Origin of the sequence: Pseudomonas sp. TWI923 (assembly GCF_039673365.1) — a bacterium.
Classification (GTDB): domain Bacteria; phylum Pseudomonadota; class Gammaproteobacteria; order Pseudomonadales; family Pseudomonadaceae; genus Aquipseudomonas; species Aquipseudomonas sichuanensis.
Map to the genome: position 1 here is coordinate 25,598 of NZ_JBDJLM010000006.1, position 22,879 is coordinate 48,476.

The window sequence follows — 22,879 nt, forward strand, 5'->3', positions numbered from 1 at the left end:
GCAAGCCACAAGTGAAAAGCCTGGCGCATATAGGCTGCTCTTTCTTGTCGCTTGAAGCTTGAGGCTTGCAGCTTAGTCGTTGAAATCGCGCCAGCCGCCCATTTCTTTCCAGCGGTTGACGATGCCGCAGAACAGCTCGGCAGTTTTCTCGGTGTCGTAGCGTGCCGAGTGCGCCTCGCGACCATCGAAGTCGATGTCGGCGCTCTGGCAGGCCCGTGCCAGCACGGTCTGGCCGTATGCCAGGCCGGCCAGTGTTGCGGTGTCGAAGCTGGAGAACGGGTGGAAGGGGTTGCGCTTGAGGTCGTTGCGCGCCACTGCGGCATTGAGGAAGCCCAGGTCGAAGCTGCTGTTATGCCCGACCAGGATTGCCCGCTTGCAGCCGTTGGCCTTGAGTGCCTTGCGCACGCCACGGAAGATGTCGGTGAGCGCACTTTCCTCGCTCACCGCCATGCGCAGTGGGTGGTCCAGCTTGATCCCGGTGAACTCCAGCGCGGCCTGTTCGATGTTGGCACCTTCGAAGGGTTCGACCCGGAAGAAGTAGGTGTGCTCGGGGAACAGGAAGCCCTTTTCGTCCATGCCGATGGTCACTGCGGCGATTTCCAGCAGGGCGTCGGTGGCGCTGTTGAAGCCACCTGTCTCGACATCCACCACCACCGGCAGATAACCACGGAAACGTTCGGCCATCGGATGGCGCGAACCGCTGCTGACCTGATTGTCCTGATCGTCGTCGTAGAGGTCTTCGCTCACGCGTTGTCCTCCAGCAGGCGCCAGCGCAGTTTCTCACCGGCACGCAGCGGGATCACGGTGTTGTCGCCGAACGGCAGACTGGCGGGTGCCGTCCACTCTTCGCGCACCAGGGTGATGGTGTCGGTGTTGCGCGCCAGGCCGTAGAAATCCGGGCCATGCTTGCTGGCAAAGCCTTCGAGCTTGTCCAGCGCGTTACGCTGCTCGAATGCCTCGGCATACATCTCGATGGCGGCGTAGGCGGTGTAGCAGCCAGCGCAGCCGCAGGCGGCTTCCTTGGCGTGCTGGGCATGGGGGGCGGAGTCGGTACCGAGGAAGAACTTCGGGTTGCCGCTGGTGGCCGCGTCCAGCAGCGCCACCTGGTGGGTGTTGCGCTTGAGGATCGGCAGGCAATAGAAGTGCGGGCGGATACCGCCGACCAGCATGTGGTTGCGGTTGTACAGCAGGTGCTGGGCGGTAATGGTCGCGCCGACGTTGGCCGCAGCCTCGGTGACGAACTGCGCGGCGTCGCTGGTGGTGATGTGTTCGAAGACCACTTTCAGCGTGGGGAAACGCTCGACCAGGCGGCGCATGTGCTCGTCGATGAAGCGCTTCTCACGATCGAACACGTCGATCTCGCTACGCGTCACTTCGCCATGCACCAGCAGTGGCAGGCCGGTCTCGGCCAGGGCCTCGATCGCCGGGAAGATGTTGTCGATGCTGGTCACGCCGGAATCGGAGTTGGTGGTAGCGCCGGCCGGGTACAGTTTGGCGGCGTACACGATACCGCTGGCCTTGGCCGCGCGGACATCTTCGGCGCTGGTGCGGTCGGTGAGGTAGAGCACCATCAGCGGCTCGAAGCGGCTGCCGGCCGGACGCGCGGCGAGGATGCGCTCACGGTAGGCGCCAGCTTCGGCGGCGTTGCGCACCGGGGGCACGAGGTTGGGCATGATGATGGCACGGGCGAAGGTGCGCGCCACGTCGCCAACGGTATGTGGCAAGACGGCACCATCGCGCAGATGGATGTGCCAGTCGTCGGGGCGCAGGAGGGTCAGGCGATCGGACATTGGGGATTCCAGGCGGGTCGAACTCAGAAGCCAATGCTACCGGAAAACCCTTGGGCGAGCACGGCTATCAAGTTTTCCAACCAGCGTCCGATAGCGTTGATGTAAGCCGTCAGAATCTGTGGAGCCGCCCGTGCGCCAGCGTTACCTAGCCCTGTTCACCCTTGTCGCCAGCCTGCCGGCGGGGGCACTCACCTTCCAGACCCGCGTGGAGCATGTCGCCTGGAAAGTCGAGGGTGACCAGTTCGAATGCCGTCTGGTTCAAGCGATCGATGGTTTCGGTAGTGGTGAGTTCGTGCGCCGTGCCGGCGAGCTGCCGACGTTCCAGCTGCGCTCCTCCAGCAACGTGCTCGGTGCCGGATCCGCCACATTGTTGGCGGCAGCTGCACCGTGGCAGCCAGGCCGTGGCGACATCAATCTGGGGGCTGTGCGCATGGGCCGCACGGGTGTGCTGTTCACGTCCTCGCAAGGCCAGGCCAGCCGCTTGATCAATGGCTTGCTCGATGGGCGCAGCACGGTGGTGCGCAATTATGCAGGTGAAGGCGGGCGAGCCATGGAAGTGCGGGTGCTGCCGGTCAGTTTCGCCAAGGCCTACAGTGACTATCAGCGCTGCGCGAGCACGCTGCTGCCGATGAATTATGATCAGATTCGCCAGACCCAGGTCGGCTTCCCCGGCACTGGCTTTGAGCTGGACAGCTCGGCGCGTGCACGCCTGGACCTGATTCTGGACTACATGAAGGCCGACCCGACGGTCAATCACATCGAACTCGACGGTCATTCCGACAACAGCGGCAACCGCCTGACCAACCGTGACGCATCGCGCCGTCGTGCTCTGGCAGTGGCCGAGTACTTCAAAGCCCATGGCGTTGCCGAAGAACAGATCACCGTGCGCTTCCACGGCGAGCGTTACCCCCTGGCCAAGAACAACAGCGCCGCCAACCGTGCGCGCAACCGTCGTGTCAACATCCAGCTCGATCGGGTGACCCCGGTCGAGAAGCCGGTTCCGGCTGCAGCGCCGGCCGTTCCCGCTGCAGCGCCTGTGCCAGCGGCCACCACCGCGCCGGCAGCCGTACCGGGTCAGCAGGCACCCGCGAAGCAGGGCTGAGTGCGACCACTGGTCGCGCTGTCGACAGTTCCTGTCGCTTTGTCGTCACAAGCTGTCGCCCCACTGTAATTTTTGCGGCAAGGCCGTTAGAATCGAAGGCTTTCCGTACAACCCCGTGGAGTGATGGCATGGCGGACGTAAAAAAGGTCGTACTGGCGTATTCCGGCGGCCTTGATACTTCGGTGATTCTCAAGTGGCTGCAGGACACTTACAACTGCGAAGTGGTGACCTTCACCGCTGACCTGGGTCAGGGCGAAGAGGTCGAGCCGGCCCGCGCCAAAGCCCAGGCAATGGGCGTTAAAGAAATTTACATCGATGACCTGCGCGAAGAATTCGTGCGTGACTTCGTGTTCCCGATGTTCCGCGCCAACACCGTCTACGAAGGCGAGTACCTGCTGGGTACGTCCATCGCTCGTCCGCTGATCGCCAAGCGCCTGATCGAAATCGCCAACGAAACCGGCGCCGACGCCATTTCCCACGGTGCTACCGGCAAGGGTAACGACCAGGTGCGTTTCGAGCTGGGTGCCTACGCGCTCAAGCCAGGCGTCAAGGTCATCGCCCCATGGCGCGAGTGGGACCTGCTGTCCCGCGAGAAGCTGATGGACTATGCCGAGAAGCACGGCATCCCGATCGAGCGCCACGGCAAGAAGAAGTCGCCGTACTCGATGGACGCCAACCTGCTGCACATCTCCTACGAAGGCGGTGTCCTGGAAGATACCTGGACCGAGCACGAAGAAGACATGTGGAAATGGAGCGTCTCCCCTGAGAACGCCCCGGACCAGGCTACCTACATCGAGCTGACCTACCGCAACGGTGACATCGTTGCCATCGACGGCGTCGAGAAGACCCCGGCCACCGTGCTGGCCGACCTTAACCGCATTGGCGGTGCCAACGGCATCGGCCGCCTCGACATCGTCGAGAACCGCTACGTCGGCATGAAGTCCCGCGGCTGCTACGAGACCCCTGGTGGCACCATCATGCTCAAGGCCCACCGCGCCATCGAGTCGATCACCCTGGACCGCGAAGTCGCTCACCTGAAAGATGAGCTGATGCCGAAGTATGCCAGCCTGATCTACACCGGCTACTGGTGGAGCCCAGAGCGTCTGATGCTGCAGAAGATGATCGACGCCTCGCAGGTGAACGTGAATGGTGTGGTTCGTCTGAAGCTGTACAAGGGCAATGTCGTGGTTGTCGGTCGCAAGTCGGATGACTCGCTGTTCGACGCCAACATCGCCACCTTCGAAGAAGATGGCGGCGCCTACAACCAGGCCGACGCTGCCGGCTTCATCAAGCTCAATGCACTGCGCATGCGCATTGCGGCCAACAAAGGCCGTTCGATGCTCTGAGCATCCAGCTGAAAAGAACCCGGCCCAGGCCGGGTTTTTTTTGGCCGTCATTCAGGGGCTTCGGCTTGTTCGAACGGCAGTTCGGTGTCCTCGTGCATGGGGCCGGCTGATAGATGAAAACGGGCTCGGGTGTCGAGGTTATAGAGGGTCCAGCGGCGAGTGGTGGTTTGTGGGCGATCGATCATGCGCAACACATGGCGCTCGAGCATCTTGCGGCTCTCTGGGCCGGAGATGGCTATGACCATGGCAGCTTCGCTTTCGCAGAAAGGCGCCGAGGGCGGGGTGGGTGGTGCCTGGGTCTCTGTGGTTGCCGACGTAACCGCTTGGTTTGGCGCTGTTGGTGGTTGAGCGGGGTTTGGGCTGTTGGGCGTTGGGTCATGGTACTCGGGCACGAATAGCGACCCGGTATTGAAGTTGAGAGTGAGGAAGAACAACACCGTCAGGAAGAAGGGGAAGCCTACGAGGAACCAGGTGTAGATGGTCTGGCTTTCCTCGCTCAGGAATGGCAGCGAAGCCAGGGCAGAGGCTTCGATGACACCGGCGAAGACGGCGATAAGCGTCAATGGGCTGAATGATGGATTGTTCATGATGGGCGCCTGGGCATGCTTTGCTCATCAGTAGCCTGATTTTGAACACAGAGTAAGTGTGAGTATTTCCTCTATGGAGCGCTCTGGCCATTTATTTGTCGGCGTTCCGATGTCTTGTCCGAATAGTAGAAATTTCCTGCGTTAAGTGTAATGCCTCTACGCTTGGAGCTCGATTTGCAGAGTGCTAACTTGCACGTGGCTTCATTTATTCAGGAGCGCATAAAGTTCTGCTAAATAACCGCGCGTAGGAATATTCCTTAAAAAGAGTAGGCACCTTCCTTCGATGCATCTGCCAAGGAAACCATCGCACGAATAATCGTTATGCTCGGTTGTGCTGGGGCATAAAACTAAAATAACGCAATAATGGATATCGCATGAACAAAGTGCTGATCGTGGATGATCACCCGGTCATTCGCCTGGCGGTACGCATGCTGATGGAACGGCATGGATACGAGGTGATGGCGGAAACCGACAACGGGGTGGATGCCTTGCAGCTAACGCGGGAGCATCTGCCAGACATTGTCATTCTGGATATTGGAATTCCCAAACTGGACGGGCTCGAGGTCATTGCCCGAATGACCTCGGCAAGCCCGGCAAGCAAGGTGCTGGTGTTGACTTCGCAGGCGCCGGGCCATTTTTCGATGCGTTGCATGCAGGCAGGGGCTGCAGGGTACGTTTGCAAGCAACAGGAGCTGACCGAGTTGCTAAGTGCAATCAAGGCCGTGCTGTCAGGGTACAGTTACTTCCCCAATCAGGCACTGCACAAGGGGCGCACAGGCGTTGGTGGCGGAAGCGAAGTTGAAATGGTCGATCGTCTTTCCGGCAGGGAGATGATGGTGCTGCAGCAACTTGCACGAGGAAAGACCAATAAGGAAATTGCCGATGGCATGTTTCTCAGCAACAAGACCGTAAGTACTTACAAAACCCGGCTGCTGCTCAAACTCAATGCGCGCTCATTGGTTGATCTCATCGAACTGGCCCAGCGGCACGGCCTGGCCTGAACCATCAAAAGCCTCCATCAGGAGGCTTTTCATGCCTGGGTTACAGGTCGTAATCGAAATCGGCCAGCTGCTTCTGCAGGCGCCGCTCTTCCAGCATATTGTCGATGGTCCGGCGCTTGCTGAGGTTGGTCTTGGCCACTTCGGGCTGCGGCTCAGCGTCTTCTTCTGTGATTTGAAACTCGTCGTCGATAGCCAGGTCTTCTTTATCGGTGCTCATGCGTCACTCCAAGCCAAAGGGCCATTGGCCGTCCTTATAGCGGGATTCACCGAGCGGGTAAAAAAGATTTTTTCAATCGTATTGCCAGTGTTTTTGCTATTGTCTCAATCGTCCGATGTCTTGTGCCTGTATTCACACAGGTCCTCGATACGGCAGCTACCGCAGCGAGGCTTGCGCGCCTGGCAAACGTAACGACCGTGCAGGATCAGCCAGTGATGGGCGTCGAGCAGGTAATCCTTGGGCACGAACTTGAGCAGCTTCTTCTCCACCTCCAGCACGGTCTTGCCTGGTGCGATGCCGGTGCGGTTGCTCACCCGGAAGATATGGGTGTCAACGGCCATCGCCAGTTGCCCGAAGGCCGTGTTGAGTACGACGTTGGCGGTTTTGCGGCCAACCCCGGGCAATGCTTCAAGCGCCTCACGGGTTTCTGGCACTTCGCCGCCATGCTGTTCGACCAGCAGCCGACAGGTCTCGATGACGTTCTTGGCCTTGCTGTTGTACAGCCCGATGGTCTTGATGTATTCGCTCAGCCCATCCACCCCCAGCGCATGAATGGCTTCTGGTGTGTTGGCGACGGGGAACAGGCGTGCAGTTGCCTTGTTGACGCCGACATCGGTTGCTTGCGCCGAGAGAATAACGGCAATCAGCAGTTCGAAGGGGGTGGTATAGGCCAGCTCGGTCTTGGGCTCGGGATTGTCTTCATGCAGCCTGCGAAAAATCTCCAGGCGTTTAGCGGCATTCATGGGGTCAACGCGTTCCTTGACGATGTGCAGTGGTGGGCTCGGGGCGTAGCTGATTGTACAAGCCCAGGAGTAGGCCGAGCAGTATCAGTGCGCCGGGCGCCAGATGAGTGATGTGTAGCCCTGTGATATCGGCCAGGGCCTGACGGCTGATGGCCAGAGCCAGGCCAGCCACTGCCATGCCCGCAAGGCCAATGAGCAGTGAACGCCAGCGGCCGGTTTGCGGTAACAGGCGTTCGACGGCCAGGCATTGCAGGGCCAGTAGCGCGGGAAAGTGGCCAAGCACAAGGGCCATCGGCAACGCCCAGGCCTGCAGCCCCAACTGCAGGCAACTGGCGAGCGCTGCGGCCAGCACCATGGACATCCACAGGTGCATGGCAGGTAGCAGATGGTTGCGTAACCCCGCCATGAGCAGTTGGTGCAGCAGTATCAATACGGTCATGCAGACCAGCATCGTCGAGGCCTGTATGACTGACCCGGTCGTGCCGATCAAGGGTGCCAGGCAAACGCTTAGCAACCAGTACCTATTCATGTTGGGCCTCCCCGAGCAACGCGGTGCGGTGTTGATCGAAGTAGCGCAGCGCATCCTGCACCGCGTCGATCACTGCGCGCGAGGTGACTGTCGCGCCAGCCAGTTGGTCGAACACGCCGCGATCCCGCTTGAGCGCCCAGGCCGGCTCGGGCGGGTCGTCATGGGCCTTGCCGATAAACTGGTCCAGCCAATGCCGTGCGGGGTCGACCAGTTGGTCGCCCAGCCCTGGGCTTTCCTGTTGGCGAAGTACGCGCAGCCCGGTCAGGCGGCCATGATTGTCGATTGCGATGGCCAGCTCGATCGGCCCGGCATACCCCGGCACCTCGCTGCGTAGCATGATGGCAACGGGGGTGTTGGCCAGGCTGGCGCGATAACCCGCCAGCAGTCGACTGTGTTGCAACTGCTTGTCGGCCAGCGCCAAGGGGGTCTGCAGTGGCTGGTTGTCGTAGCTGTCTGTTGGCAGCACAGCCAGCCACTCACGCTCTTGCATCCGGCGTTGGGCTTCCTGGATGGGGCCGGCGGTCCAGTGTTGCCAGGCAAGGCTGCCGGTCAGTGCCAGGGCCGTTACCGATGACAGCAGCAGTAGGCTGCGCACGCGCCTGCTCATGTGGACACCGGTTGACGTCGCTGGGCCCAGCGGTCCAGCGCCGGAGCGCAGAGGTTCATCAGCAGGATCGCAAAGGCTGTCCCGTCCGGCACGCTGCCCCAGGTACGCAGCAGGTAGATCAGCCAACCTGCACCGATACCGAACAACAGGCGGGCCAGCGGACGTTTACAGCCGGAGATGGGCTCGGTGCTGATGAAGAACGCTGCCAGCATGGTTGAGCCAGAGAACAGGTGCAGCAAAGGTGAACCATTGGAGTCGGAGCCCGACCCGTTCCACGCCAGCAGGCTGAATAGCAGGAGCCCGCCGAGCAAGCCCGCCGGGGCATGCCAGCTGAACACCTTGCGCTGTAACAGAAACAGCCCGCCCAGCAGGAATGCCAGATTCACCCATTCGCTGCCTCGCCCGCCCAGCGTGCCGAAGGCCGGATGCGTTGCAAACAGCTCATCGATGGTCAGGCTGCGATTGTGCCGCAGGGCATCCAGTACCGTTGGGCTGGCCCAGGCGTCGATCTGCTCGCTGGCAATAAAGCTCAGGTGCAGGCTGTCGAGCAGGCCAGGCGCTTGGCCGGGCCAGTGATTCATCTGCAGTGGGAAACTCAACAGGGCGAAGGCATAGCCAACCATCGCCGGGTTGAACAGGTTGCGTCCGACGCCGCCGAAGGCCTGTTTGCCCAAGCCTATGGCAACGCTGGCCGCAGCCACCGGTAGCCACCAGGGGGCCTGGCTGGGCAATGCCACCGCCAGCAGCACCGCGCTGACCAATGCGCTGCCATCCTCCAGCGCCGGCCGTATCGCTTGCCCGCGCCATGTCAGCAGCAGTGCCTCTGTGGCCAGGGCGACGCTGGCGCACAGCAGCAGGTTGATCAACACCCCCCAGCCATGCAGCCAGAACAGCGCCAGCAACCCCGGCACGCAGGCCAGAAGGACCAGGCCCATGGCGTTGCGCAGGCGCGGGTCAGGCAGTGGCATGGGTTTGCAGGCTCATTGTGTGAATAGTCCGCTAAGGCCGGAGAGCGCCATGGCCATCACGCCAGCGCCGATCAGCTCGATGGGCAAGCCACGCAGCGCCGCCGGAACATCCGCATGGCGGCTGCGTTCGCGCAGGTCGGCGAACAGTAGCAGGGCTAGCCAGAACCCCAACCCGCCTGCCACGCCCCAGGCCAGCGCTTGCCAAACGCTGCTGCCATCGCTGCCGAGCTGCAACAGCAAGCCTAGCACCGCGACATTGCCCAGCAGCAGCCCTTGCAGGCCCTCCGCAGGCCAGCCAGGTCGCATGCGGCGCAGCAGTTGCGGCAGGCCCCAGGCGAGCATCGCCAACAGCGGCAACAGGAGGAACAGGCTTAAGGCCTGCAATTGCAGCGGGGCAAGCAGGTACTGCTGGAGCAGCAGCCCGGCGGGCAGGCCGATCAGGATCAACAGCGCGCTGCACAGGCCAAGCGCTTGCAAGCGCTCGCGCTCGATCGGGTCGGGTTGCAACATCAGGTTGTTGACCAGCGCAGCGCTGACCAGGACCAGGATGTAGTCGCTCATGAAATGCCTGCCGCCTGAGGATGCCGTGATTATCCGGCAGCGGCCGCTGGATGGAAATGCCCCGGCCAGTTGGCCGGGGCAGGGGCGTTACTTGATGCGCTGGCCGGGCTTGGCGCCGCTGTCCGGGCTCAGCAGGTAGATCTCTTCGCCACCAGGGCCGGCCGCCATGACCATGCCCTCGGAGATGCCAAAACGCATCTTACGTGGTTTGAGGTTGGCCACCATCATGGTCAGGCGACCTTCCAGCTTGCTTGGGTCGGGGTAGGCCGACTTGATGCCGGAGAACACGTTGCGCTGCTCGTCACCGATGTCCAGGGTCAGGCGCAGCAGCTTGTCGGCACCCTCGACGGACTCGGCCTTGACGATCAGTGCCACGCGCAGATCGACGGCGGCGAAGGTGTCGAACTCGATTTCGGCCGACAGCGGGTCCTTGGTCAGTTCGCCGTTGCCGGCTGGGGCCTGGGCTTGCGAGGCCAGCAGGTCTTCCTTGCTGGCCGCGACCATGGCCTCGACCTTGGCCGGCTCGATGCGACTCATCAACGCCTTGAACGGGTTGAGCTTGTGGTTTTCCAGGCGCGACAGGTGGTCGTTCCAGGCCAGCGGGGCGACGTTGAGGAACGCCTCGGCATCGGCGGCCAGCAGCGGCAGAACCGGCTTGAGGAAGATCACCAGCTGACGGAACAGGTTGATGCCCTGGGCGCAGATGGCCTGGACTTCATCCTGCTTGCCTTCCTGCTTGGCCAGCGACCACGGCGCCTTGTCGGCGATCCAGGCGTTGGCGCGGTCGGCCAGGGCCATGATTTCGCGCATGGCACGGGCGAAGTCGCGGCCTTCGTAGGCTTCAGCGATCGACGGAGCGGCGGCCAGGAAGGCCTCGGTCAGCTCGGGGGCGGCATCGCCGGCAACCATCACGCCGTCATTGCCTTTGTGGATGAAGCCGGCGCAACGGCTGGCGATGTTGACCACCTTGCCGACCAGGTCGGAGTTGACCTTCTGCACGAAGTCCTCGAGGTTCAGGTCGAGGTCGTCGACGCCGCGGCCCAGCTTGGCGGCATAGTAGTAGCGCAGGTATTCCGGCTGCAGGTGGTCGAGGTAGGTGCGCGCCTTGATGAAGGTGCCGCGCGACTTGGACATCTTGGCGCCGTTGACGGTCAGATAACCGTGCACGTTGACCGCGGTCGGCTTGCGGAAGCCCGAACCTTCAAGCATGGCTGGCCAGAACAGGGCGTGGAAGTTGACGATGTCCTTGCCGATGAAGTGGTACAGCTCGGCCTTGGAGCCTTCGCTCCAGAACGCGTCGAAGTCCAGCTCCGGGCGGCGCGCGCACAGGTTCTTGAAGCTGGCCATGTAGCCGATCGGCGCATCCAGCCAGACGTAGAAGTACTTGCCAGGCTCGCCCGGGATTTCGAAGCCGAAGTACGGTGCATCGCGGGAGATGTCCCATTCCTGCAGGCCGGAGTCCAGCCATTCGGCCAATTTGTTGGCCACGGCGTCCTGCAACGTGCCGCTGCGGGTCCACTGCTGCAGCATGGCCTGGAAGTCGGGCAGCTTGAAGAAGAAGTGCTGCGAGTCGCGCAGCACCGGGGTGGCGCCGGAAATCGCCGACTTGGGGTTCTTCAGTTCGGTCGGGGCATAGGTGGCACCGCACTTTTCACAGTTGTCGCCGTACTGGTCCTCGGCCGCGCACTTGGGGCAGGTGCCCTTGATGAAGCGGTCGGCGAGGAACATGCCCTTTTCCGGGTCGAAATACTGGGTGACCGAACGGGTGGCGATGTGCCCGGCGTCACGCAGGCGGCTGTAGATCATGCCCGACAGCTCGCGGTTCTCTTCGCTGTGGGTGGAGTGGAAGTTGTCGAAATCGACCAGGAAGTCGGCGAAGTCGCCGCTGTGCTCGGCCTGGACGTTGGCGATCAGTTGCTCCGGGGTGATGCCTTCCTTCTCCGCGCGCAGCATGATCGCCGAGCCGTGGGCGTCGTCGGCACAGACATAGATGCACTGGTTGCCGCGCAGCTTCTGGAAGCGAACCCACATGTCTGTCTGGATGTACTCGAGCATATGGCCAAGGTGAATGGAACCATTGGCATAGGGCAGGGCGCTGGTGACGAGAATCTGACGTGGCTCGGACATGGTGGCTCGGCTACTTATCTGGCTACGGGGTAAAAATGAGGGTGATCGGCCACTATAAAGGGCTGGCGAAGATATTTCACCTTGCGAACGCATCTGCTGACGATTGACGGGTTAGCATAGGCGCCTGTTTCGTATTCAGTTTGCCAATGGGAGCCTCCATGAGTGCCGTTACCCGTGCCGCCGTCGAAGGCGTGCTTCGCCAGTACACCGACCCCTACCTGAACCAGGATCCGGTCAGCGCCGGCTGCGTGCGCGCCATCGACATCCAGGGCGCGCAGGTCAGCGTGCAGTTGCAGCTGGGTTATGCCGCCGGCCTGTTCAAGGGTGGTTGGGCCCAGGTGCTGCAGACCGCGATCGAGAACCTCGATGGCGTTTCTTCGGCGCGCGTGACCATCGATTGCGTGATCGCCACCCACAAGGCCCAGGCCCAGGTGCCGGCCATGGCCAATGTGAAGAACATCGTGGCCGTTGCCTCGGGCAAGGGCGGGGTCGGCAAGTCGACCACCGCGGCCAACCTGGCCCTGGCACTGGCGCGGGAGGGTGCGCGAGTCGGCATTCTCGACGCAGACATCTACGGCCCTAGCCAGGGCGTGATGTTCGGTATCGCCGAAGGCACTCGCCCGCAGGTGCGCGAACAGAAATGGTTCGTGCCGATCAAGGCGCATGGTGTTGAAGTGATGTCCATGGCTTTCCTCACTGATGACAACACACCCATGGTGTGGCGCGGGCCAATGGTTTCCGGTGCGTTATTGCAACTGGTGACCCAGACCGCCTGGGATGACCTCGACTACCTGGTGATCGACATGCCGCCGGGCACTGGCGACATCCAGTTGACCCTGGCGCAGAAAGTGCCGGTGGCCGGCTCGGTGATCGTCACCACGCCACAGGATCTGGCCCTGCTGGATGCGAAAAAGGGCGTGGAGATGTTCCGCAAGGTCAACATCCCGGTGCTGGGCGTGGTGGAGAACATGGCCGTGCACATCTGCTCCAACTGCGGCCATGCCGAGCACCTGTTCGGTGAAGGCGGTGGTGAGAAGCTGGCGGCCCAATATGGTGTCGAACTGCTGGCTTCGCTGCCGCTGTCGATGCTGATTCGCGAGCAGGCCGACAGCGGCAAGCCAACCGCGATTGCCGAGCCGGAAAGCCAGATCGCCATGGTCTATCAGGAACTGGCGCGTCAGGTGGGGGCACGGATCGTATTGCAGGAAGCCGCCGCACCGGCAATGCCGAGCATCACCATCAGCGAAGACTGATGCAGGCTGCTTCGAATGGAAAAACGCTGACCAGGCGATTTACAGCGACTTCGTGGGAGCGGGCTTGCCCCGCGATACCGGCGCAGCCGGTGCCCCCCATCGCGGGTCAAGCCCGCTCCCACGGAGTGCTCTGAGCGACAGGGCTGTCTGTTCCGCGAGATTTTCGAGCAGGCACAAAAAAACCCGCCAATGGCGGGTTTTTTCTGAAAGCTAGGAAGCGAGATCGACTTAGGCGATCTGAACTTCTTCAGCCTGCATGCCTTTCTGGCCGCGGGTAGCGACGAAAGTAACAGCCTGGCCTTCTTTCAGGGTTTTGAAGCCGTCAGCTTGGATGGCTTTGAAGTGCACGAACAGGTCGTCGCCCGACTGAGGGGTGATGAAGCCGTAGCCCTTCTCATCGTTGAACCACTTGACGGTACCGGATTGGCGATTGGACATTTTTCTGTCTCCTTGGACAAAGTTGATGGCGGCCAGGAAAGCCCCGACCGAGACTGAGTGCAAAGGAGCAGAAGGTGTCATGGAGATGGGCCGATCGTAAATCGTGCATCAAACAGATCTTCGGTGTCGCGTGCAGCACAGTGGCGACACCATAACCCACTTTCCCTGACCTGCCAATAACTGGTGAGAGGTTTGTCGTAATTCAGATCGGCGGCGGCTGCAGGCCCCGTCCGGCGGGCATTGCAGTGAGACTGTGGGATGCGACTTTGCCGCGGGCGCCGGGACCGGTAAGATGCGCATCACGATTTTTTTCACCTTGCACTCTCAGGACACACCCGCCATGAGCATCAAATCGGACAAGTGGATTCGCCGCATGGCGCAGGAACACGGCATGATCGAACCGTTCGTCGAGCGCCAGGTGCGCGGCGAGCAGGACAGCCGGGTCATTTCCTTCGGTGTTTCGAGCTACGGCTACGACGTGCGCTGCGCCGACGAATTCAAGGTGTTCACCAACATCAACTCGGCCACTGTCGACCCGAAGAACTTCGACGCCGGCAGCTTCGTCGACATCAAGAGCGACGTCTGCATCATCCCGCCGAACTCCTTCGCCCTGGCCCGCACCGTCGAGTACTTCCGCATCCCGCGCGACGTGCTGACCATCTGCCTGGGCAAGAGCACCTATGCCCGTTGCGGCATCATCGTCAACGTCACCCCGCTCGAGCCTGAGTGGGAAGGCCATGTCACGCTGGAGTTCTCCAACACCACCACGCTGCCGGCGAAGATCTACGCCAACGAAGGCGTGGCGCAGATGCTGTTCCTGCAGTCCGACGAAGAATGCGAAGTCTCGTACAAGGACCGTGGCGGCAAGTACCAGGGCCAGCGCGGCGTCACCCTGCCGCGCACCTGAGCCGACCAAACGCGGGAATTGTTTGCCCGTCCGGCACTCCAACGAGATAGCAGTCCCGGCGCGCACGACGCGTGCCGGCTCTCGTCAGGAGCCGCTCCATGAAACTCGACCCCGCAATCAGCGCCAAGCTGGCGGTCCTGCAGCCGAATCAGGTCGGATTGCTGGCCTGGACGCTGCTGGCGCATCCGCCAATGCACCTGCAGGCCGGTGGCGTACCGCATCAGCCTGACCCTGATACCCCGCAACCGCCAGAGCCCGGCGAGCATCCGCCGATGGAGCCGGGCGAACCGACCCTGCCCGACGAACCGCCGCCAGCCCCCGTGGCCTGACCCGTCCGCCGCGTCGTTTGGTTCTAGCGGATCAGTTGCCCAGCAGGTAGCCGCTGCGGCATACCTGCTCGCCAGCGACATGGGCGATCACCATGCCGGCGGTGGCCATGCGCCGCACACTGCGCGCATACAGCAGCCCTGCCTGGGTATTGCGCAGCGGGGTGACGCGGTCGCTGAGCGGGTCGATGACCTCGGCGATGAGTTGCCCCGCTTCCAGGTACTGTCCGGGCTTGGCGTGGAATACCAGCAGGCCGCCCAGCGGCGCAGTGACGGGCTCCACCGCTGCCAGCGGCGTCGCTGGCTGGCGCAGGGCCGGCAGCGGTGCGGGCTGGCCGTCGATCACACCGCTGTGGATGAGGAAATCCACAATCGCCTGGCAGTCCTGGGTCGCCAGGGCATGGCTGACATCCGCCTGGCCGCGCAGCTCGATGGTCACCGAGAAGCTGCCCATGGGGATCGGGAAGCGCTTGCCGAAGCGCTGTTGCAATTGCCACCACACCAGGCTGAAGCACTCGTCGAACGACTGCCCGCCCGAATCGGTGGCCAGCAAACTGGCCTGCGCGCCCAGGTAACGCGCCAGCGGTTCGACCTGAGGCCAGGCTTCCGGGGTGGTGTACAGATGCTCGACGGCTTCGAAGTCGCAGTGCAGGTCGAGCACCATGTCGGCATCGCAGGCCAGGCGCTGAAGGGCCAGGCGCTGGGATTGCAATGGGGTATGGGCCGGGTGCGCGTCCAGGCCGCGACGCAGGTACTCGCGGATCAGCGCCAGATTGTGCGCAGGGTCGTCATTCAGATGGCCTTCGATCTGGTCGCCGATGCTGTCCGACAAGTCGACGAAGTTGCGGTTGAAGTTCTCACCGCTCTGCAGCTCGAAGCGCCCCAACGGGGCGTCCAGCAGCACCTGCTCCAGGCCCACCGGGTTGGCCACCGGTACCAGGATGATCTCGCGCCGTAGTCGGCCGTGCTGTTCCAGCTCCAACAGGCGTTGCTTGAGGTGCCAGGCCACCAGCATGCCCGGCAGTTCGTCGGCATGCAGCGAGGCCTGGATGTACACCTTGCCGCCGCCGCGCGGGCCGAAGTGGAAACTGTGCAACTGGCGGGCGATGCCGGGCGCGGGGGACAGCAGGTCGTGGGTCGAATGGTGCATGGGGGTCCTGAAGAGGGCGGGCTGCGACCAGGGGCCGGGATGATGGATAGAAGCATAACTTGGCGCACGGTGCATCATTGCCCGGTTTCACACAACGCTTGCTGGTGCAGCCGGCCCGTGACTCGGAAATGGTGAAGGTGCATTGCGTGTTTACTGGAGGCTTACCTTGGTTGCGCATCAAAAATGTTGCGCAACTGACCATTCTGTAGCACCTTGCTCTTGCGGGACTTGCATGAAATACAGCGAATTCCGTCGGTGGCTGCGTGCTCAAGGCGCCACGTTCGTTCCTGCCAAAGGCAGCCATTTCAAGGTTTACCTCGGCAAACGACAGACGATCTTCCCCGACCATGGCTCCAAGGAAATTGGCGAAGGGCTCAGGAAAAAGATCCTCAAAGACCTTGGGCTAGGCGATTGACCCTGAAACGAGGCAACGACATGAATTTTGATTATCCGGTGATCGTGCATAGTGAAGCAGGCAGCTTCTGGATCAGCTGTCCGGATATTCCAGAAATGGCCAGTGCGGGCGGCACGGTGGATGAGGCGTTGTTCGATGCTGTTGATGCCTTGGAGTCGGCGCTTTCGTTATACGTGGATCGGCGTGACGCGATTCCACTGCCTTCGCCGCACGGATGCGATCAGGCGGTGGTCAGGTTGCCTGCGTTGACCGCCGCCAAGGCCGCGCTGTGGAACACCATGATTGCGCAGAAAGTGACCAAGACCGAACTGGCTCGGCGACTTGGCGTCAATCGCCCGCAAGTGGATCGTCTGGTCAACCTGTTGCATCGCTCGAAGATCGAGCAGGTAGAACACGCATTGCATGTGTTGGGCCAGCGTATCGAATTGGCAGTGGTCGCTGCTTGACCGCGCACCAATGAAAAAGCCGCCTGTTCAGGCGGCTTTTTCATGTCTGTCGGCTTACTTCCCCGGCACCAGTGTGAGTCGCTGGCTGCCATAAGCCCGTCCGAAGTTCTGCGGTTGCAGCGGCAAGCTCATGAAGCGCCCCTTGAACCAGGCATCCAGCCCGTCGCTGTAGTGGCGGCTCGCCGGGTTGCCGGACTGGCCGCTGCTGGTCAGCAGTTGCAAAGGTTCGGACTGGCCGAAGTCGACGATCATCCGCGCCGAGGCCGGCAGACGGGTGTCGAAGTTGCTGCCCCAGGCGTAGGGCGTGAGTGCCAGGGTGCTGAAGTCACCGCCGGCAGCCATTGGCGAGCGGCTGAGGCTATCGCCCAGGCCACGGTAGTTCGGTGCTGGCCAGCGATACTGGTGCAGCTTGCCCCACTGCCAGGCACGGCGGTCGGCGCCGAGCTGGGCGGTGCCGGTATCGATCGCCGCCGCCAGGCTGCGTGCGAGGATGGCCGGTTTGTCTTCCTTCTGTGGCGTGCCACGGTCATCCCAGAACGGGCTGTCCTCGCGGCCCAACAGATGGTCGGCCTGGGCCGAATAGGAGAGCTGGGCATTGCCGACGAACGCTTGCCAGGCCGGGCTCGACTCGGGGCCGAGGTCGTCAAGGAAGGTCTGCCGGGTGACTTCCTGGAGGAACAGCTCATACAGCGCGGCATCGGCCGACACCGGGCTCAGCCGGCCATCGAAGGCCTTGAGCCGGGCCAGGGCGTCGCGGGCCTTGTCGCGCTGGGCGACGGGCAAGGCGTCGATGGCCTGTTTGAGTGGCAGGGCCATGCCCGGGGCATCGAACATCTGCTTGAGCTTGTCGGCCAGCAGCGTCACCTGGTCGTTCTGCAGGGCCATCAGGCTACGGCTGTCATGGCGGCCGTTGCCCGCCAGCTGAGCCAGGCGCTCGGCGCGTTCAGGGTAGTACCAGCTGCTCGACAGCTGCATGCCGTAGCCCTTGGGCTGGCTGCGCTGGTTGGCATGGCCGATGAAGCCGGCGGCCGGGTCCTGATCGTAAGGGTGGAGCATGGCGTCGGCGTAGCCATCCCAGTCATAGCGCCCGTCCCAGCCCGGCGAGGGCAGCAGCCCCTGGCCGTCGCGGCGGTTGGGGTAGCGGCCACTGACTTGCCAGCCGATGTGCTCGGGTTCGGCGAACACGAAGTTAAGGGCTGCAGCGCCGATTTCACGGGTGCTGTCGAAGGCCCGCTCGATGTTGCTGGCGCGGGTCAGGTCGAACAACGCGTCGAGGCTGCGATCGTCCTTGAGCTGCGGCAGGTGCAAGGCCAAGGCCAGGCTGCCGTGGCCCGGCAGCAGGGTGCCATGGCGGGTGTCATACAGCACTTCGCGTTGCGGGCGCTGGCCACGGACGAAGAAGGTTTCGCTGCGTGCGCGGGCTTGCTGCCATTTGCCGTCGGCCAGGTACGTCAGCTGGCTGCCCTGGCGGCGTACCTGTTCGAGGAACAGGTCCTGGTTGTCGGCCATTACCGCGCTGGCGCTCCACGCCACTTTACCGTTGTAGCCGGCCAGCACGATCGGCAGGCCCGGCAGCGAAAGGCCGGCGACCTGGTATTTACCGGTATGGATCTGCACCGGGCTCAGCGCCCAAGGCGCCCGGCTGTCGCTGGCCAGCAGGCTCTTGCCGCTGCGACTGCGTTGCGGCCCGAGGGCGAGGTTGGACGAGCCGGGGTTGCCGAGCAAGCCGAGGTCGGCCAGTTGCTGGCCGGCGACGGCGAGCGAGGCAAGGCCCGGCAGCTGGCTGGCCAGGTTCAGGCCCTTGAGCTTGTCGACTTCGCTTTCGGCCAGGGCTTCGTCGGGCGCGCCGGGCAGCAGCCAGGCCAGTTTATCTGCGCCGACCTTCTGCGCCAGGGTCAGGGCCGAGAGCTCTTCCTGCAGGTTCACCGACTGGCTGAAGGCATACAGGCTGAAGATCAGCGCCGAGTCCTCCGGCTTCCAGTACTCGGGGCGATAGCCGCTACGGGCCAGTTCGGCCGGCATCTTGTCGCGGTAGCGGAACAGGTAGGCGTTGACCCCTCGGGCATACACTTCGAAGAAGCGCTTGAGCCGCGGCGAGGCGTCGGCGTAGAGCTGGCCGGCGCTCTGCTTGAGGTTGGCGGCGCGCATCAGGCGGTCGATTTCCAGCGCCTCGGGGCCGGCCAGCTCGGCCAGGCGGCCTTGGGCCAGCAGGCGCAGGGTGACCATTTGTTCAATGCGGTCACCGGCATGGATATAGCCCAGGCTGAACAGCGCATCGTGGAAGTTGCTGCTTTCGATCAGCGGCGCACCCATGGCGTTGCGCCGCACCGAAACATTCTGCGCCAGGCCCTTGAGCGGCTGGACGCCGGTGGTCGGTGGTACGCTGTCCTGCATGCCGCCCATCTGGCAGCCAGTCAGCGCAAGCATGCCGAGCATCGCGGCGGCGCTGCCGAAGCGGGGGCGGAAGGGAGGAAGGACGGGCGCGGCCATGACTAGGCTCCTGCAGGGCGTGGCGGGGTTTGGAAAGGCGCTAAGGTAGTGAGCGCGCAGTCGCCGTGCAAGGTGCGGGGGCGCTTTATTTACGAACGGCTTGCCGCCGGCTGCAAGCCTCAAGAAAAAGCCGGCATTGCACCGGCCCGTTTTATCTTGCGGCTTGCAGCTTGGCGCTCAGGGCTGCTTCAAGCGCCGTGGCACTTCTTGAATTTCTTCTCGCTGCCGCATGGGCACGGGTCGTTGCGACCGACGTCCTTCAGGGCATTGCGCACCGGCTCCTGGTGGCCGTGGTTGCAGTGCGGGCCATGCACATGGCCGTGGTCGTGATCGTGGTGATGGTCGTGACCGTGGTTGCAGTCGGGGCCATGAACATGGGGTTGCTGAGTCATTGCGGGATTACTCCGGTAGAAAATCGCCGGGCATTATCTCACCACTGCGCGACAAGTGCAGGTCCCGGGGGATGATCAGCCCGGTGGCCAGGTCGCCTTGCAGCCGGTAGTGCAATGGTTGTTGGCTCCTGAGCAGTTTCGCCAGGGGCTTGAGGTGCTGCCAGAGGTTGGTCCGCGCGGTGATCTTGAAAGTGCGCCGGGCATGAGCGCCAACGCTGCGCCAGAGGCTGACATCCTCTTCGGCCAGCAGGATGTCACCCAGGTGTACCGCGTAGTGCAGGTTGCGAATGAACAGCCGGCTGTCGTTGGGGTTGATGACCTGCAGGTGCAGCACGAATTCTTGCTGGTGCAGGCGCATCCTGACCTTTTCCACCTTCACCAGGTGCACCTCTGGCTGGCGCCAGCTGTCGTCGCCCCAGCTGGCGCAGCCCGCCAACCCGCTCAGCAGTAAAGCCAGCAGCATCAGGCGGGCGAGGGCGCGCATGTTCAGTTACCGAAATAGCTGGCGCAGCATTTCTTGAATTTCTGCCCGCTGGCGCAGGGGCAGGGATCATTGCGCCCGACTTTCAGTTCCACGGTCGGGTCGATGAAGTACCAGCGCCCGGCCTGCTGAACGAAGGCCGAGCGTTCGCGGTGCTGGTGATCGCCTTGGCCGTCATGCCAGCGTGCGGTGAAGGTGACGAAGGCATGCTCGGGTTGCCCGCCGAGCACCTCGGCGCTTTCCACCTCGAGCCCCAGCCAGGTGCTCTGCGCGCTCCAGGCCGCCATGCCGGCGCGGTCCAGGCCGGCCTGCTGGGCCGGCAGCGTGGTGCCGACCAGATAATCCATCAGCCCCAGCACGTAGGCGCTGTAGCGCGAGCGCATCAGCGTCTGCGCATCCGGTGCCGGGGTGCCGGCGTGATAATGCCCACAGCAGGCGTCGAGCAGGTTGCCGCTGCCGCAAGGGCAGACCGAGACACTCATCGAGTCACCACCAGTACTTGCCGAAATTTTGTGGATTGGCCCAGAACTTCGCATTAAGCCAGTCCGGCACCTGTTTGTAGTCATGCAGATCATAGGTGAACAGGCTGAGCACCTGTTCGTCGCGTTGGAATTTCTCGCTGGCCGAGAGCGCCAGCGAGAAAAAATCGGTGTCGTGCCAGCCGCAGGCGCCCAGGTCTGCGAGTACCGCGACCCTGCTGGCATTGAGGTTGCGAATGCCGCCAAGCAGCTCCAGGCCACTGCGTTTGGGCAGGTGTTCAAGGCAGTCCACCAGCAACGCCAGGTCGAAGCGCTGGGCGGCCAGGCCGGCCGGCAATGGGCCGGGTGAGGCGACTTCTATGAGGGTATCCGGGTGCTCCGCGGCGAAGGCGTCCAGGGCTGGGAAGCGCGTGCCCACCAGCAGCAGCTTGTGTGGCGTGAAGCGCTCGAGCAGGGCGGCCAGGGCCTGCTGTGGCGTGCGTTGTGAGAAAGCGTCGGTCATTGCCATTCCTCGTTCAGGTCGCTCAAGACTAACGGCCCCGGCACGCCTGGCATAGAGGCACGGCGCCACGTCGTGGCTTATTGCTGGCAGAGCGAGAAACAGCAGTCTTTACTTCCAGAGCATCGGTTTTGCACCGATTCCCCTAGGAGAAGCAACAAGATGAGCATAGTACGCACAGCGATACCCCTGGTCCTGCTCACCAGTGTGTTGACTGGTTGTGCAGGTTTGCAAAAAACCGACTGGCCGAAGTGTGCTGCCGTCGGGGGTGTAGGCGGCGCGGCCTTGGGCGCCATCGAGAGTTCCAGCTGGGCTGGCTGGGGTGCATTGCTCGGTGGCGGCCTGGCGGCCGGTTATTGCTGGGCCCACGGCGATGGCGACGAAGACGGCGATGGTGTGCCGGACAGCCGCGACAAGTGCCCAGGCACGCCGCGCGGGGTCCAGGTCGATGCCAACGGCTGCCCGCCACCACCCCCAGTGGTCGAGGAGGTCGTGGTACAGAAGGAAGAAGTCATCGTCATCCGTGATGTGCGCTTCGAGTTCGACTCGGCACGCCTCACCGCCACCGACAAGGAGCGCCTCAATACCATTGCCACGCGCCTCAAGCAGGAGGCCCCGAGCGCCCGCCTGAGCGTTACCGGCCATACCGACAGCGTCGGTTCCGACCGCTACAACCAGAAGCTTTCCGAGCGCCGTGCCCATTCGGTGACCGATTATCTGGTCGAACAAGGCGTACCGCGCAGCAGCTTCGTTTCGGTCGTGGGGGCCGGCGAGACCCAACCTGTGGCTGACAACGCCACGGCTGACGGGCGCGCCATGAACCGCCGTACCGAGATCAAGATCCAGCGTTGACGGCCCTGCGCCCGTGCCTTGAGAAGTGGCGCGGGCGCGTCTTTACTCCTGGGGGACCGGTAGCGGCCGGTGACACAGGAGCATTCACCATGCGTGTTTTGTCCAAGGCGGCGCTGCCGCTGTTGCTGGCCACCAGCCTGCTGGCCGGTTGCGCCACCCACAGCGATGGCAGCGCGCCCCTCAATCAAAGGACCTGGCCCCTCTGCAGCCTGCTCGGTGGGCTGGTAGGCGGTGGCCTGGGGGCTATCGAGAGCTCCAGTTGGGCGGCCGGTGGCGGTGCCCTGGGAGCCATCGCCGGTGGCCTGATCTGCTACGCCCAGGATGGCGATGAGGATGGCGATGGTGTCTTCGACCGCCGCGACCGTTGCCCGGACACCCCCGCCGGCACCCAGGTAAACCACATGGGCTGCCCGCTGCCCCAATACCCTCCCGCGCAGGCGCAAGCCGAGCCCGCCGCGACCCCTGAGGTGATTACCCTCGACGATCAGGGCCAGGTGCTGTTCGCCTTCGACTCCGCCGAGCTCACGGCAGCCGCCCGGCAGCGCCTGCAAAGCCTGCTGCCCAGGCTGAACGCGCCGGGCGTGACCAGGGTCAAGGTCATTGGCTTCACCGACAGCGTCGGTTCCGACAGCTACAACCTGCGCCTGTCCGAGCGCCGTGCCAGCAGCGTCGCCGAGTACCTGATCAGCCAGGGGCTGGCACCGGACAAGGTGACCAGCCAGGGCCGTGGCGAGGCTGATCCGATTGCTGACAACGAGAGCGATGAAGGCCGGGGGCGTAACCGACGGGTGGAATTGCACCTGAACTGACCCCCTCTGGCGCGCCTGCCGCAGTAAGGTTACTGTTGCCTGCGCGGTCCGCTCGAACGGGCCGTGCTGGCATAACAATAAACAGTGGGGGCGGGGTATGAAGTTCATCCTGGGCCTGGGCAAGGTCCTGACGGTGCTGTTCTGGTGGGTGGTGCTGTTCAACCTGTTCATGCCGCAGCCATTGCCGCTCAATCTGCTGATCAATGCCGCCGGCATCGTCCTGCTGTCACTGCACGTGCTCGAGGTGCTGTTTTTCAACGCCAGCTTGCGCGGGCGCAGCCACCGCTGGTTCGATCGGTTGCAGATCCTGCTGACCGGCATCTTCCACGTCATGTCCATCCCCAAACCTGGTAAGGCCTAGAGC

28 protein-coding genes are annotated in these 22,879 nt (G+C 63.0%); 11 read left to right on the top strand and 17 right to left on the bottom strand.

Annotated features, from left to right (window positions below; translation table 11 throughout):
- Nucleotides 1–72: 72 nt before the first annotated feature.
- Both rnt and pyrC read right to left on the bottom strand, forming a co-directional pair.
- Nucleotides 73–747, bottom strand: a complete 675-nt coding sequence (gene rnt / locus ABE459_RS04410; protein WP_125857627.1) for a ribonuclease T — start codon at nt 745–747, stop codon at nt 73–75.
- Nucleotides 744–1,790, bottom strand: a complete 1,047-nt coding sequence (pyrC, locus tag ABE459_RS04415; protein ID WP_125462854.1) for a dihydroorotase — start codon at nt 1,788–1,790, stop codon at nt 744–746. The genes rnt and pyrC overlap by 4 nt, the downstream gene beginning before the upstream one ends.
- A 130-nt stretch (nt 1,791–1,920) precedes the next feature.
- Between pyrC and ABE459_RS04420 the strand changes: the two genes are divergently transcribed.
- Nucleotides 1,921–2,892 (top strand): OmpA family protein, encoded by a 972-nt coding sequence (locus ABE459_RS04420; protein ID WP_323831838.1) that lies wholly within the window; start codon nt 1,921–1,923, stop codon nt 2,890–2,892.
- Nucleotides 2,893–3,020: 128 nt separating this feature from the next.
- On the top strand, nt 3,021–4,238 hold the full coding sequence (locus tag ABE459_RS04425; protein WP_125462856.1) for an argininosuccinate synthase: 1,218 nt from the start codon (nt 3,021–3,023) through the stop codon (nt 4,236–4,238).
- A gap of 47 nt (nt 4,239–4,285) precedes the next feature.
- Here ABE459_RS04425 and ABE459_RS04430 read toward each other — a convergent pair whose 3' ends face one another.
- Nucleotides 4,286–4,825, bottom strand: coding sequence for a hypothetical protein (locus ABE459_RS04430; protein WP_223277181.1), 540 nt, complete (start codon nt 4,823–4,825; stop codon nt 4,286–4,288).
- Nucleotides 4,826–5,199: 374 nt separating this feature from the next.
- On the opposite strand from ABE459_RS04430, the gene ABE459_RS04435 reads away from it, so the two are divergent.
- Nucleotides 5,200–5,826: a response regulator transcription factor gene (locus tag ABE459_RS04435; protein WP_125462857.1), complete on the top strand. Its 627-nt coding sequence runs from the start codon at nt 5,200–5,202 to the stop codon at nt 5,824–5,826.
- A gap of 40 nt (nt 5,827–5,866) precedes the next feature.
- On the opposite strand, the gene ABE459_RS04440 is transcribed toward ABE459_RS04435, so the two are convergent.
- The 7 genes from ABE459_RS04440 to metG form a co-directional block, all read right to left on the bottom strand.
- A complete protein-coding gene (locus tag ABE459_RS04440) occupies nt 5,867–6,043 on the bottom strand; it encodes a hypothetical protein (protein WP_189654522.1) in 177 nt (58 codons plus the stop codon).
- 104 nt (nt 6,044–6,147) lie between these two features.
- Nucleotides 6,148–6,786 carry an endonuclease III gene (gene nth / locus ABE459_RS04445; protein ID WP_125462858.1) on the bottom strand — a complete coding sequence of 213 codons (639 nt, stop codon included), beginning with the start codon at nt 6,784–6,786 and terminating at the stop codon, nt 6,148–6,150.
- A gap of 4 nt (nt 6,787–6,790) precedes the next feature.
- Nucleotides 6,791–7,315 carry an Rnf-Nqr domain containing protein gene (locus tag ABE459_RS04450; RefSeq protein ID WP_323831835.1) on the bottom strand — a complete coding sequence of 175 codons (525 nt, stop codon included), beginning with the start codon at nt 7,313–7,315 and terminating at the stop codon, nt 6,791–6,793.
- Nucleotides 7,308–7,922, bottom strand: a complete 615-nt coding sequence (locus tag ABE459_RS04455; RefSeq protein WP_323831833.1) for an RnfABCDGE type electron transport complex subunit G — start codon at nt 7,920–7,922, stop codon at nt 7,308–7,310. Before ABE459_RS04455 ends, ABE459_RS04450 begins: the two co-directional genes overlap by 8 nt.
- Complete coding sequence (locus ABE459_RS04460; RefSeq protein WP_323831831.1) at nt 7,919–8,890, bottom strand: RnfABCDGE type electron transport complex subunit D; 972 nt, start codon at nt 8,888–8,890, stop codon at nt 7,919–7,921. The genes ABE459_RS04455 and ABE459_RS04460 overlap by 4 nt, the downstream gene beginning before the upstream one ends.
- Nucleotides 8,891–8,902: 12 nt before the next feature.
- Entirely contained in the window at nt 8,903–9,451 is a 549-nt protein-coding gene (locus ABE459_RS04465) for an Rnf-Nqr domain containing protein (protein WP_323831829.1), read from the bottom strand.
- An 87-nt stretch (nt 9,452–9,538) separates the two neighbouring features.
- On the bottom strand, nt 9,539–11,578 hold the full coding sequence (metG, locus tag ABE459_RS04470; protein ID WP_125857635.1) for a methionine--tRNA ligase: 2,040 nt from the start codon (nt 11,576–11,578) through the stop codon (nt 9,539–9,541).
- A 158-nt stretch (nt 11,579–11,736) separates the two neighbouring features.
- Here metG and apbC point away from each other — a divergent pair, with 158 nt between their 5' ends.
- The gene (apbC, locus tag ABE459_RS04475) at nt 11,737–12,831 is read left to right on the top strand and encodes an iron-sulfur cluster carrier protein ApbC (RefSeq protein WP_125462864.1); all 1,095 of its coding nucleotides are present in this window, start codon (nt 11,737–11,739) and stop codon (nt 12,829–12,831) included.
- A 228-nt stretch (nt 12,832–13,059) separates the two neighbouring features.
- On the opposite strand, the gene ABE459_RS04480 is transcribed toward apbC, so the two are convergent.
- On the bottom strand, nt 13,060–13,269 hold the full coding sequence (locus tag ABE459_RS04480) for a cold-shock protein (protein WP_016488765.1): 210 nt from the start codon (nt 13,267–13,269) through the stop codon (nt 13,060–13,062).
- A gap of 340 nt (nt 13,270–13,609) precedes the next feature.
- On the opposite strand from ABE459_RS04480, the gene dcd reads away from it, so the two are divergent.
- Both dcd and ABE459_RS04490 read left to right on the top strand, forming a co-directional pair.
- A complete protein-coding gene (gene dcd / locus ABE459_RS04485) occupies nt 13,610–14,176 on the top strand; it encodes a dCTP deaminase (protein WP_003258001.1) in 567 nt (188 codons plus the stop codon).
- A gap of 98 nt (nt 14,177–14,274) precedes the next feature.
- Complete coding sequence (locus ABE459_RS04490; protein WP_110995504.1) at nt 14,275–14,505, top strand: hypothetical protein; 231 nt, start codon at nt 14,275–14,277, stop codon at nt 14,503–14,505.
- Between the two features lie 31 nt (nt 14,506–14,536).
- On the opposite strand, the gene ABE459_RS04495 is transcribed toward ABE459_RS04490, so the two are convergent.
- Nucleotides 14,537–15,652 carry a succinylglutamate desuccinylase/aspartoacylase family protein gene (locus tag ABE459_RS04495; protein WP_323831811.1) on the bottom strand — a complete coding sequence of 372 codons (1,116 nt, stop codon included), beginning with the start codon at nt 15,650–15,652 and terminating at the stop codon, nt 14,537–14,539.
- Between the two features lie 232 nt (nt 15,653–15,884).
- Between ABE459_RS04495 and ABE459_RS04500 the strand changes: the two genes are divergently transcribed.
- The gene (locus ABE459_RS04500) at nt 15,885–16,067 is read left to right on the top strand and encodes a type II toxin-antitoxin system HicA family toxin (RefSeq protein ID WP_323831809.1); all 183 of its coding nucleotides are present in this window, start codon (nt 15,885–15,887) and stop codon (nt 16,065–16,067) included.
- 20 nt (nt 16,068–16,087) lie between these two features.
- On the top strand, nt 16,088–16,513 hold the full coding sequence (locus ABE459_RS04505) for a type II toxin-antitoxin system HicB family antitoxin (RefSeq protein ID WP_323831807.1): 426 nt from the start codon (nt 16,088–16,090) through the stop codon (nt 16,511–16,513).
- A 54-nt stretch (nt 16,514–16,567) separates the two neighbouring features.
- Here ABE459_RS04505 and ABE459_RS04510 read toward each other — a convergent pair whose 3' ends face one another.
- The 5 genes from ABE459_RS04510 to ABE459_RS04530 form a co-directional block, all read right to left on the bottom strand.
- The gene (locus tag ABE459_RS04510; RefSeq protein WP_323831806.1) at nt 16,568–19,003 is read right to left on the bottom strand and encodes a penicillin acylase family protein; all 2,436 of its coding nucleotides are present in this window, start codon (nt 19,001–19,003) and stop codon (nt 16,568–16,570) included.
- Nucleotides 19,004–19,191: 188 nt separating this feature from the next.
- Nucleotides 19,192–19,395, bottom strand: a complete 204-nt coding sequence (locus tag ABE459_RS04515) for an SEC-C metal-binding domain-containing protein (RefSeq protein ID WP_012313055.1) — start codon at nt 19,393–19,395, stop codon at nt 19,192–19,194.
- A 7-nt stretch (nt 19,396–19,402) separates the two neighbouring features.
- The gene (locus tag ABE459_RS04520) at nt 19,403–19,879 is read right to left on the bottom strand and encodes an LEA type 2 family protein (protein ID WP_125462867.1); all 477 of its coding nucleotides are present in this window, start codon (nt 19,877–19,879) and stop codon (nt 19,403–19,405) included.
- Nucleotides 19,880–19,881: 2 nt separating this feature from the next.
- Complete coding sequence (locus ABE459_RS04525) at nt 19,882–20,358, bottom strand: YchJ family protein (protein WP_125462868.1); 477 nt, start codon at nt 20,356–20,358, stop codon at nt 19,882–19,884.
- A gap of 4 nt (nt 20,359–20,362) precedes the next feature.
- Nucleotides 20,363–20,857, bottom strand: a complete 495-nt coding sequence (locus ABE459_RS04530) for a DUF6231 family protein (protein ID WP_323831800.1) — start codon at nt 20,855–20,857, stop codon at nt 20,363–20,365.
- Between the two features lie 159 nt (nt 20,858–21,016).
- Here ABE459_RS04530 and ABE459_RS04535 point away from each other — a divergent pair, with 159 nt between their 5' ends.
- From ABE459_RS04535 to ABE459_RS04545, 3 genes are all read left to right on the top strand, one after another.
- Nucleotides 21,017–21,706 (top strand): OmpA family protein, encoded by a 690-nt coding sequence (locus ABE459_RS04535; protein WP_110995510.1) that lies wholly within the window; start codon nt 21,017–21,019, stop codon nt 21,704–21,706.
- Nucleotides 21,707–21,795: 89 nt separating this feature from the next.
- Nucleotides 21,796–22,515: an OmpA family protein gene (locus tag ABE459_RS04540; protein ID WP_323831798.1), complete on the top strand. Its 720-nt coding sequence runs from the start codon at nt 21,796–21,798 to the stop codon at nt 22,513–22,515.
- Nucleotides 22,516–22,612: 97 nt separating this feature from the next.
- Nucleotides 22,613–22,876 carry a DUF1145 domain-containing protein gene (locus ABE459_RS04545; protein WP_125462872.1) on the top strand — a complete coding sequence of 88 codons (264 nt, stop codon included), beginning with the start codon at nt 22,613–22,615 and terminating at the stop codon, nt 22,874–22,876.
- The last annotated feature ends 3 nt before the right edge of the window (nt 22,877–22,879 follow it).

Bases quoted from the DNA above. Each gene is read 5' to 3' on its own strand.
- ABE459_RS04450 (WP_323831835.1), bottom strand. From the start codon at position 7,315: ATGAATAGGTACTGGTTGCTAAGCGTTTGCCTGGCACCCTTGATCGGC.
- ABE459_RS04515 (WP_012313055.1), bottom strand. From the start codon at position 19,395: ATGACTCAGCAACCCCATGTTCATGGCCCCGACTGCAACCACGGTCAC.
- apbC (WP_125462864.1), top strand. From the start codon at position 11,737: ATGAGTGCCGTTACCCGTGCCGCCGTCGAAGGCGTGCTTCGCCAGTAC.
- ABE459_RS04455 (WP_323831833.1), bottom strand. From the start codon at position 7,922: ATGAGCAGGCGCGTGCGCAGCCTACTGCTGCTGTCATCGGTAACGGCC.
- ABE459_RS04545 (WP_125462872.1), top strand. From the start codon at position 22,613: ATGAAGTTCATCCTGGGCCTGGGCAAGGTCCTGACGGTGCTGTTCTGG.
- ABE459_RS04520 (WP_125462867.1), bottom strand. From the start codon at position 19,879: ATGCGCGCCCTCGCCCGCCTGATGCTGCTGGCTTTACTGCTGAGCGGG.
- ABE459_RS04440 (WP_189654522.1), bottom strand. From the start codon at position 6,043: ATGAGCACCGATAAAGAAGACCTGGCTATCGACGACGAGTTTCAAATC.
- metG (WP_125857635.1), bottom strand. From the start codon at position 11,578: ATGTCCGAGCCACGTCAGATTCTCGTCACCAGCGCCCTGCCCTATGCC.
- ABE459_RS04465 (WP_323831829.1), bottom strand. From the start codon at position 9,451: ATGAGCGACTACATCCTGGTCCTGGTCAGCGCTGCGCTGGTCAACAAC.
- ABE459_RS04540 (WP_323831798.1), top strand. From the start codon at position 21,796: ATGCGTGTTTTGTCCAAGGCGGCGCTGCCGCTGTTGCTGGCCACCAGC.
- ABE459_RS04505 (WP_323831807.1), top strand. From the start codon at position 16,088: ATGAATTTTGATTATCCGGTGATCGTGCATAGTGAAGCAGGCAGCTTC.
- pyrC (WP_125462854.1), bottom strand. From the start codon at position 1,790: ATGTCCGATCGCCTGACCCTCCTGCGCCCCGACGACTGGCACATCCAT.
- ABE459_RS04495 (WP_323831811.1), bottom strand. From the start codon at position 15,652: ATGCACCATTCGACCCACGACCTGCTGTCCCCCGCGCCCGGCATCGCC.
- ABE459_RS04425 (WP_125462856.1), top strand. From the start codon at position 3,021: ATGGCGGACGTAAAAAAGGTCGTACTGGCGTATTCCGGCGGCCTTGAT.
- ABE459_RS04500 (WP_323831809.1), top strand. From the start codon at position 15,885: ATGAAATACAGCGAATTCCGTCGGTGGCTGCGTGCTCAAGGCGCCACG.
- ABE459_RS04510 (WP_323831806.1), bottom strand. From the start codon at position 19,003: ATGGCCGCGCCCGTCCTTCCTCCCTTCCGCCCCCGCTTCGGCAGCGCC.
- dcd (WP_003258001.1), top strand. From the start codon at position 13,610: ATGAGCATCAAATCGGACAAGTGGATTCGCCGCATGGCGCAGGAACAC.
- ABE459_RS04535 (WP_110995510.1), top strand. From the start codon at position 21,017: ATGAGCATAGTACGCACAGCGATACCCCTGGTCCTGCTCACCAGTGTG.
- ABE459_RS04460 (WP_323831831.1), bottom strand. From the start codon at position 8,890: ATGCCACTGCCTGACCCGCGCCTGCGCAACGCCATGGGCCTGGTCCTT.
- ABE459_RS04430 (WP_223277181.1), bottom strand. From the start codon at position 4,825: ATGAACAATCCATCATTCAGCCCATTGACGCTTATCGCCGTCTTCGCC.
- ABE459_RS04525 (WP_125462868.1), bottom strand. From the start codon at position 20,358: ATGAGTGTCTCGGTCTGCCCTTGCGGCAGCGGCAACCTGCTCGACGCC.
- ABE459_RS04435 (WP_125462857.1), top strand. From the start codon at position 5,200: ATGAACAAAGTGCTGATCGTGGATGATCACCCGGTCATTCGCCTGGCG.
- nth (WP_125462858.1), bottom strand. From the start codon at position 6,786: ATGAATGCCGCTAAACGCCTGGAGATTTTTCGCAGGCTGCATGAAGAC.
- ABE459_RS04530 (WP_323831800.1), bottom strand. From the start codon at position 20,857: ATGACCGACGCTTTCTCACAACGCACGCCACAGCAGGCCCTGGCCGCC.
- ABE459_RS04490 (WP_110995504.1), top strand. From the start codon at position 14,275: ATGAAACTCGACCCCGCAATCAGCGCCAAGCTGGCGGTCCTGCAGCCG.
- ABE459_RS04480 (WP_016488765.1), bottom strand. From the start codon at position 13,269: ATGTCCAATCGCCAATCCGGTACCGTCAAGTGGTTCAACGATGAGAAG.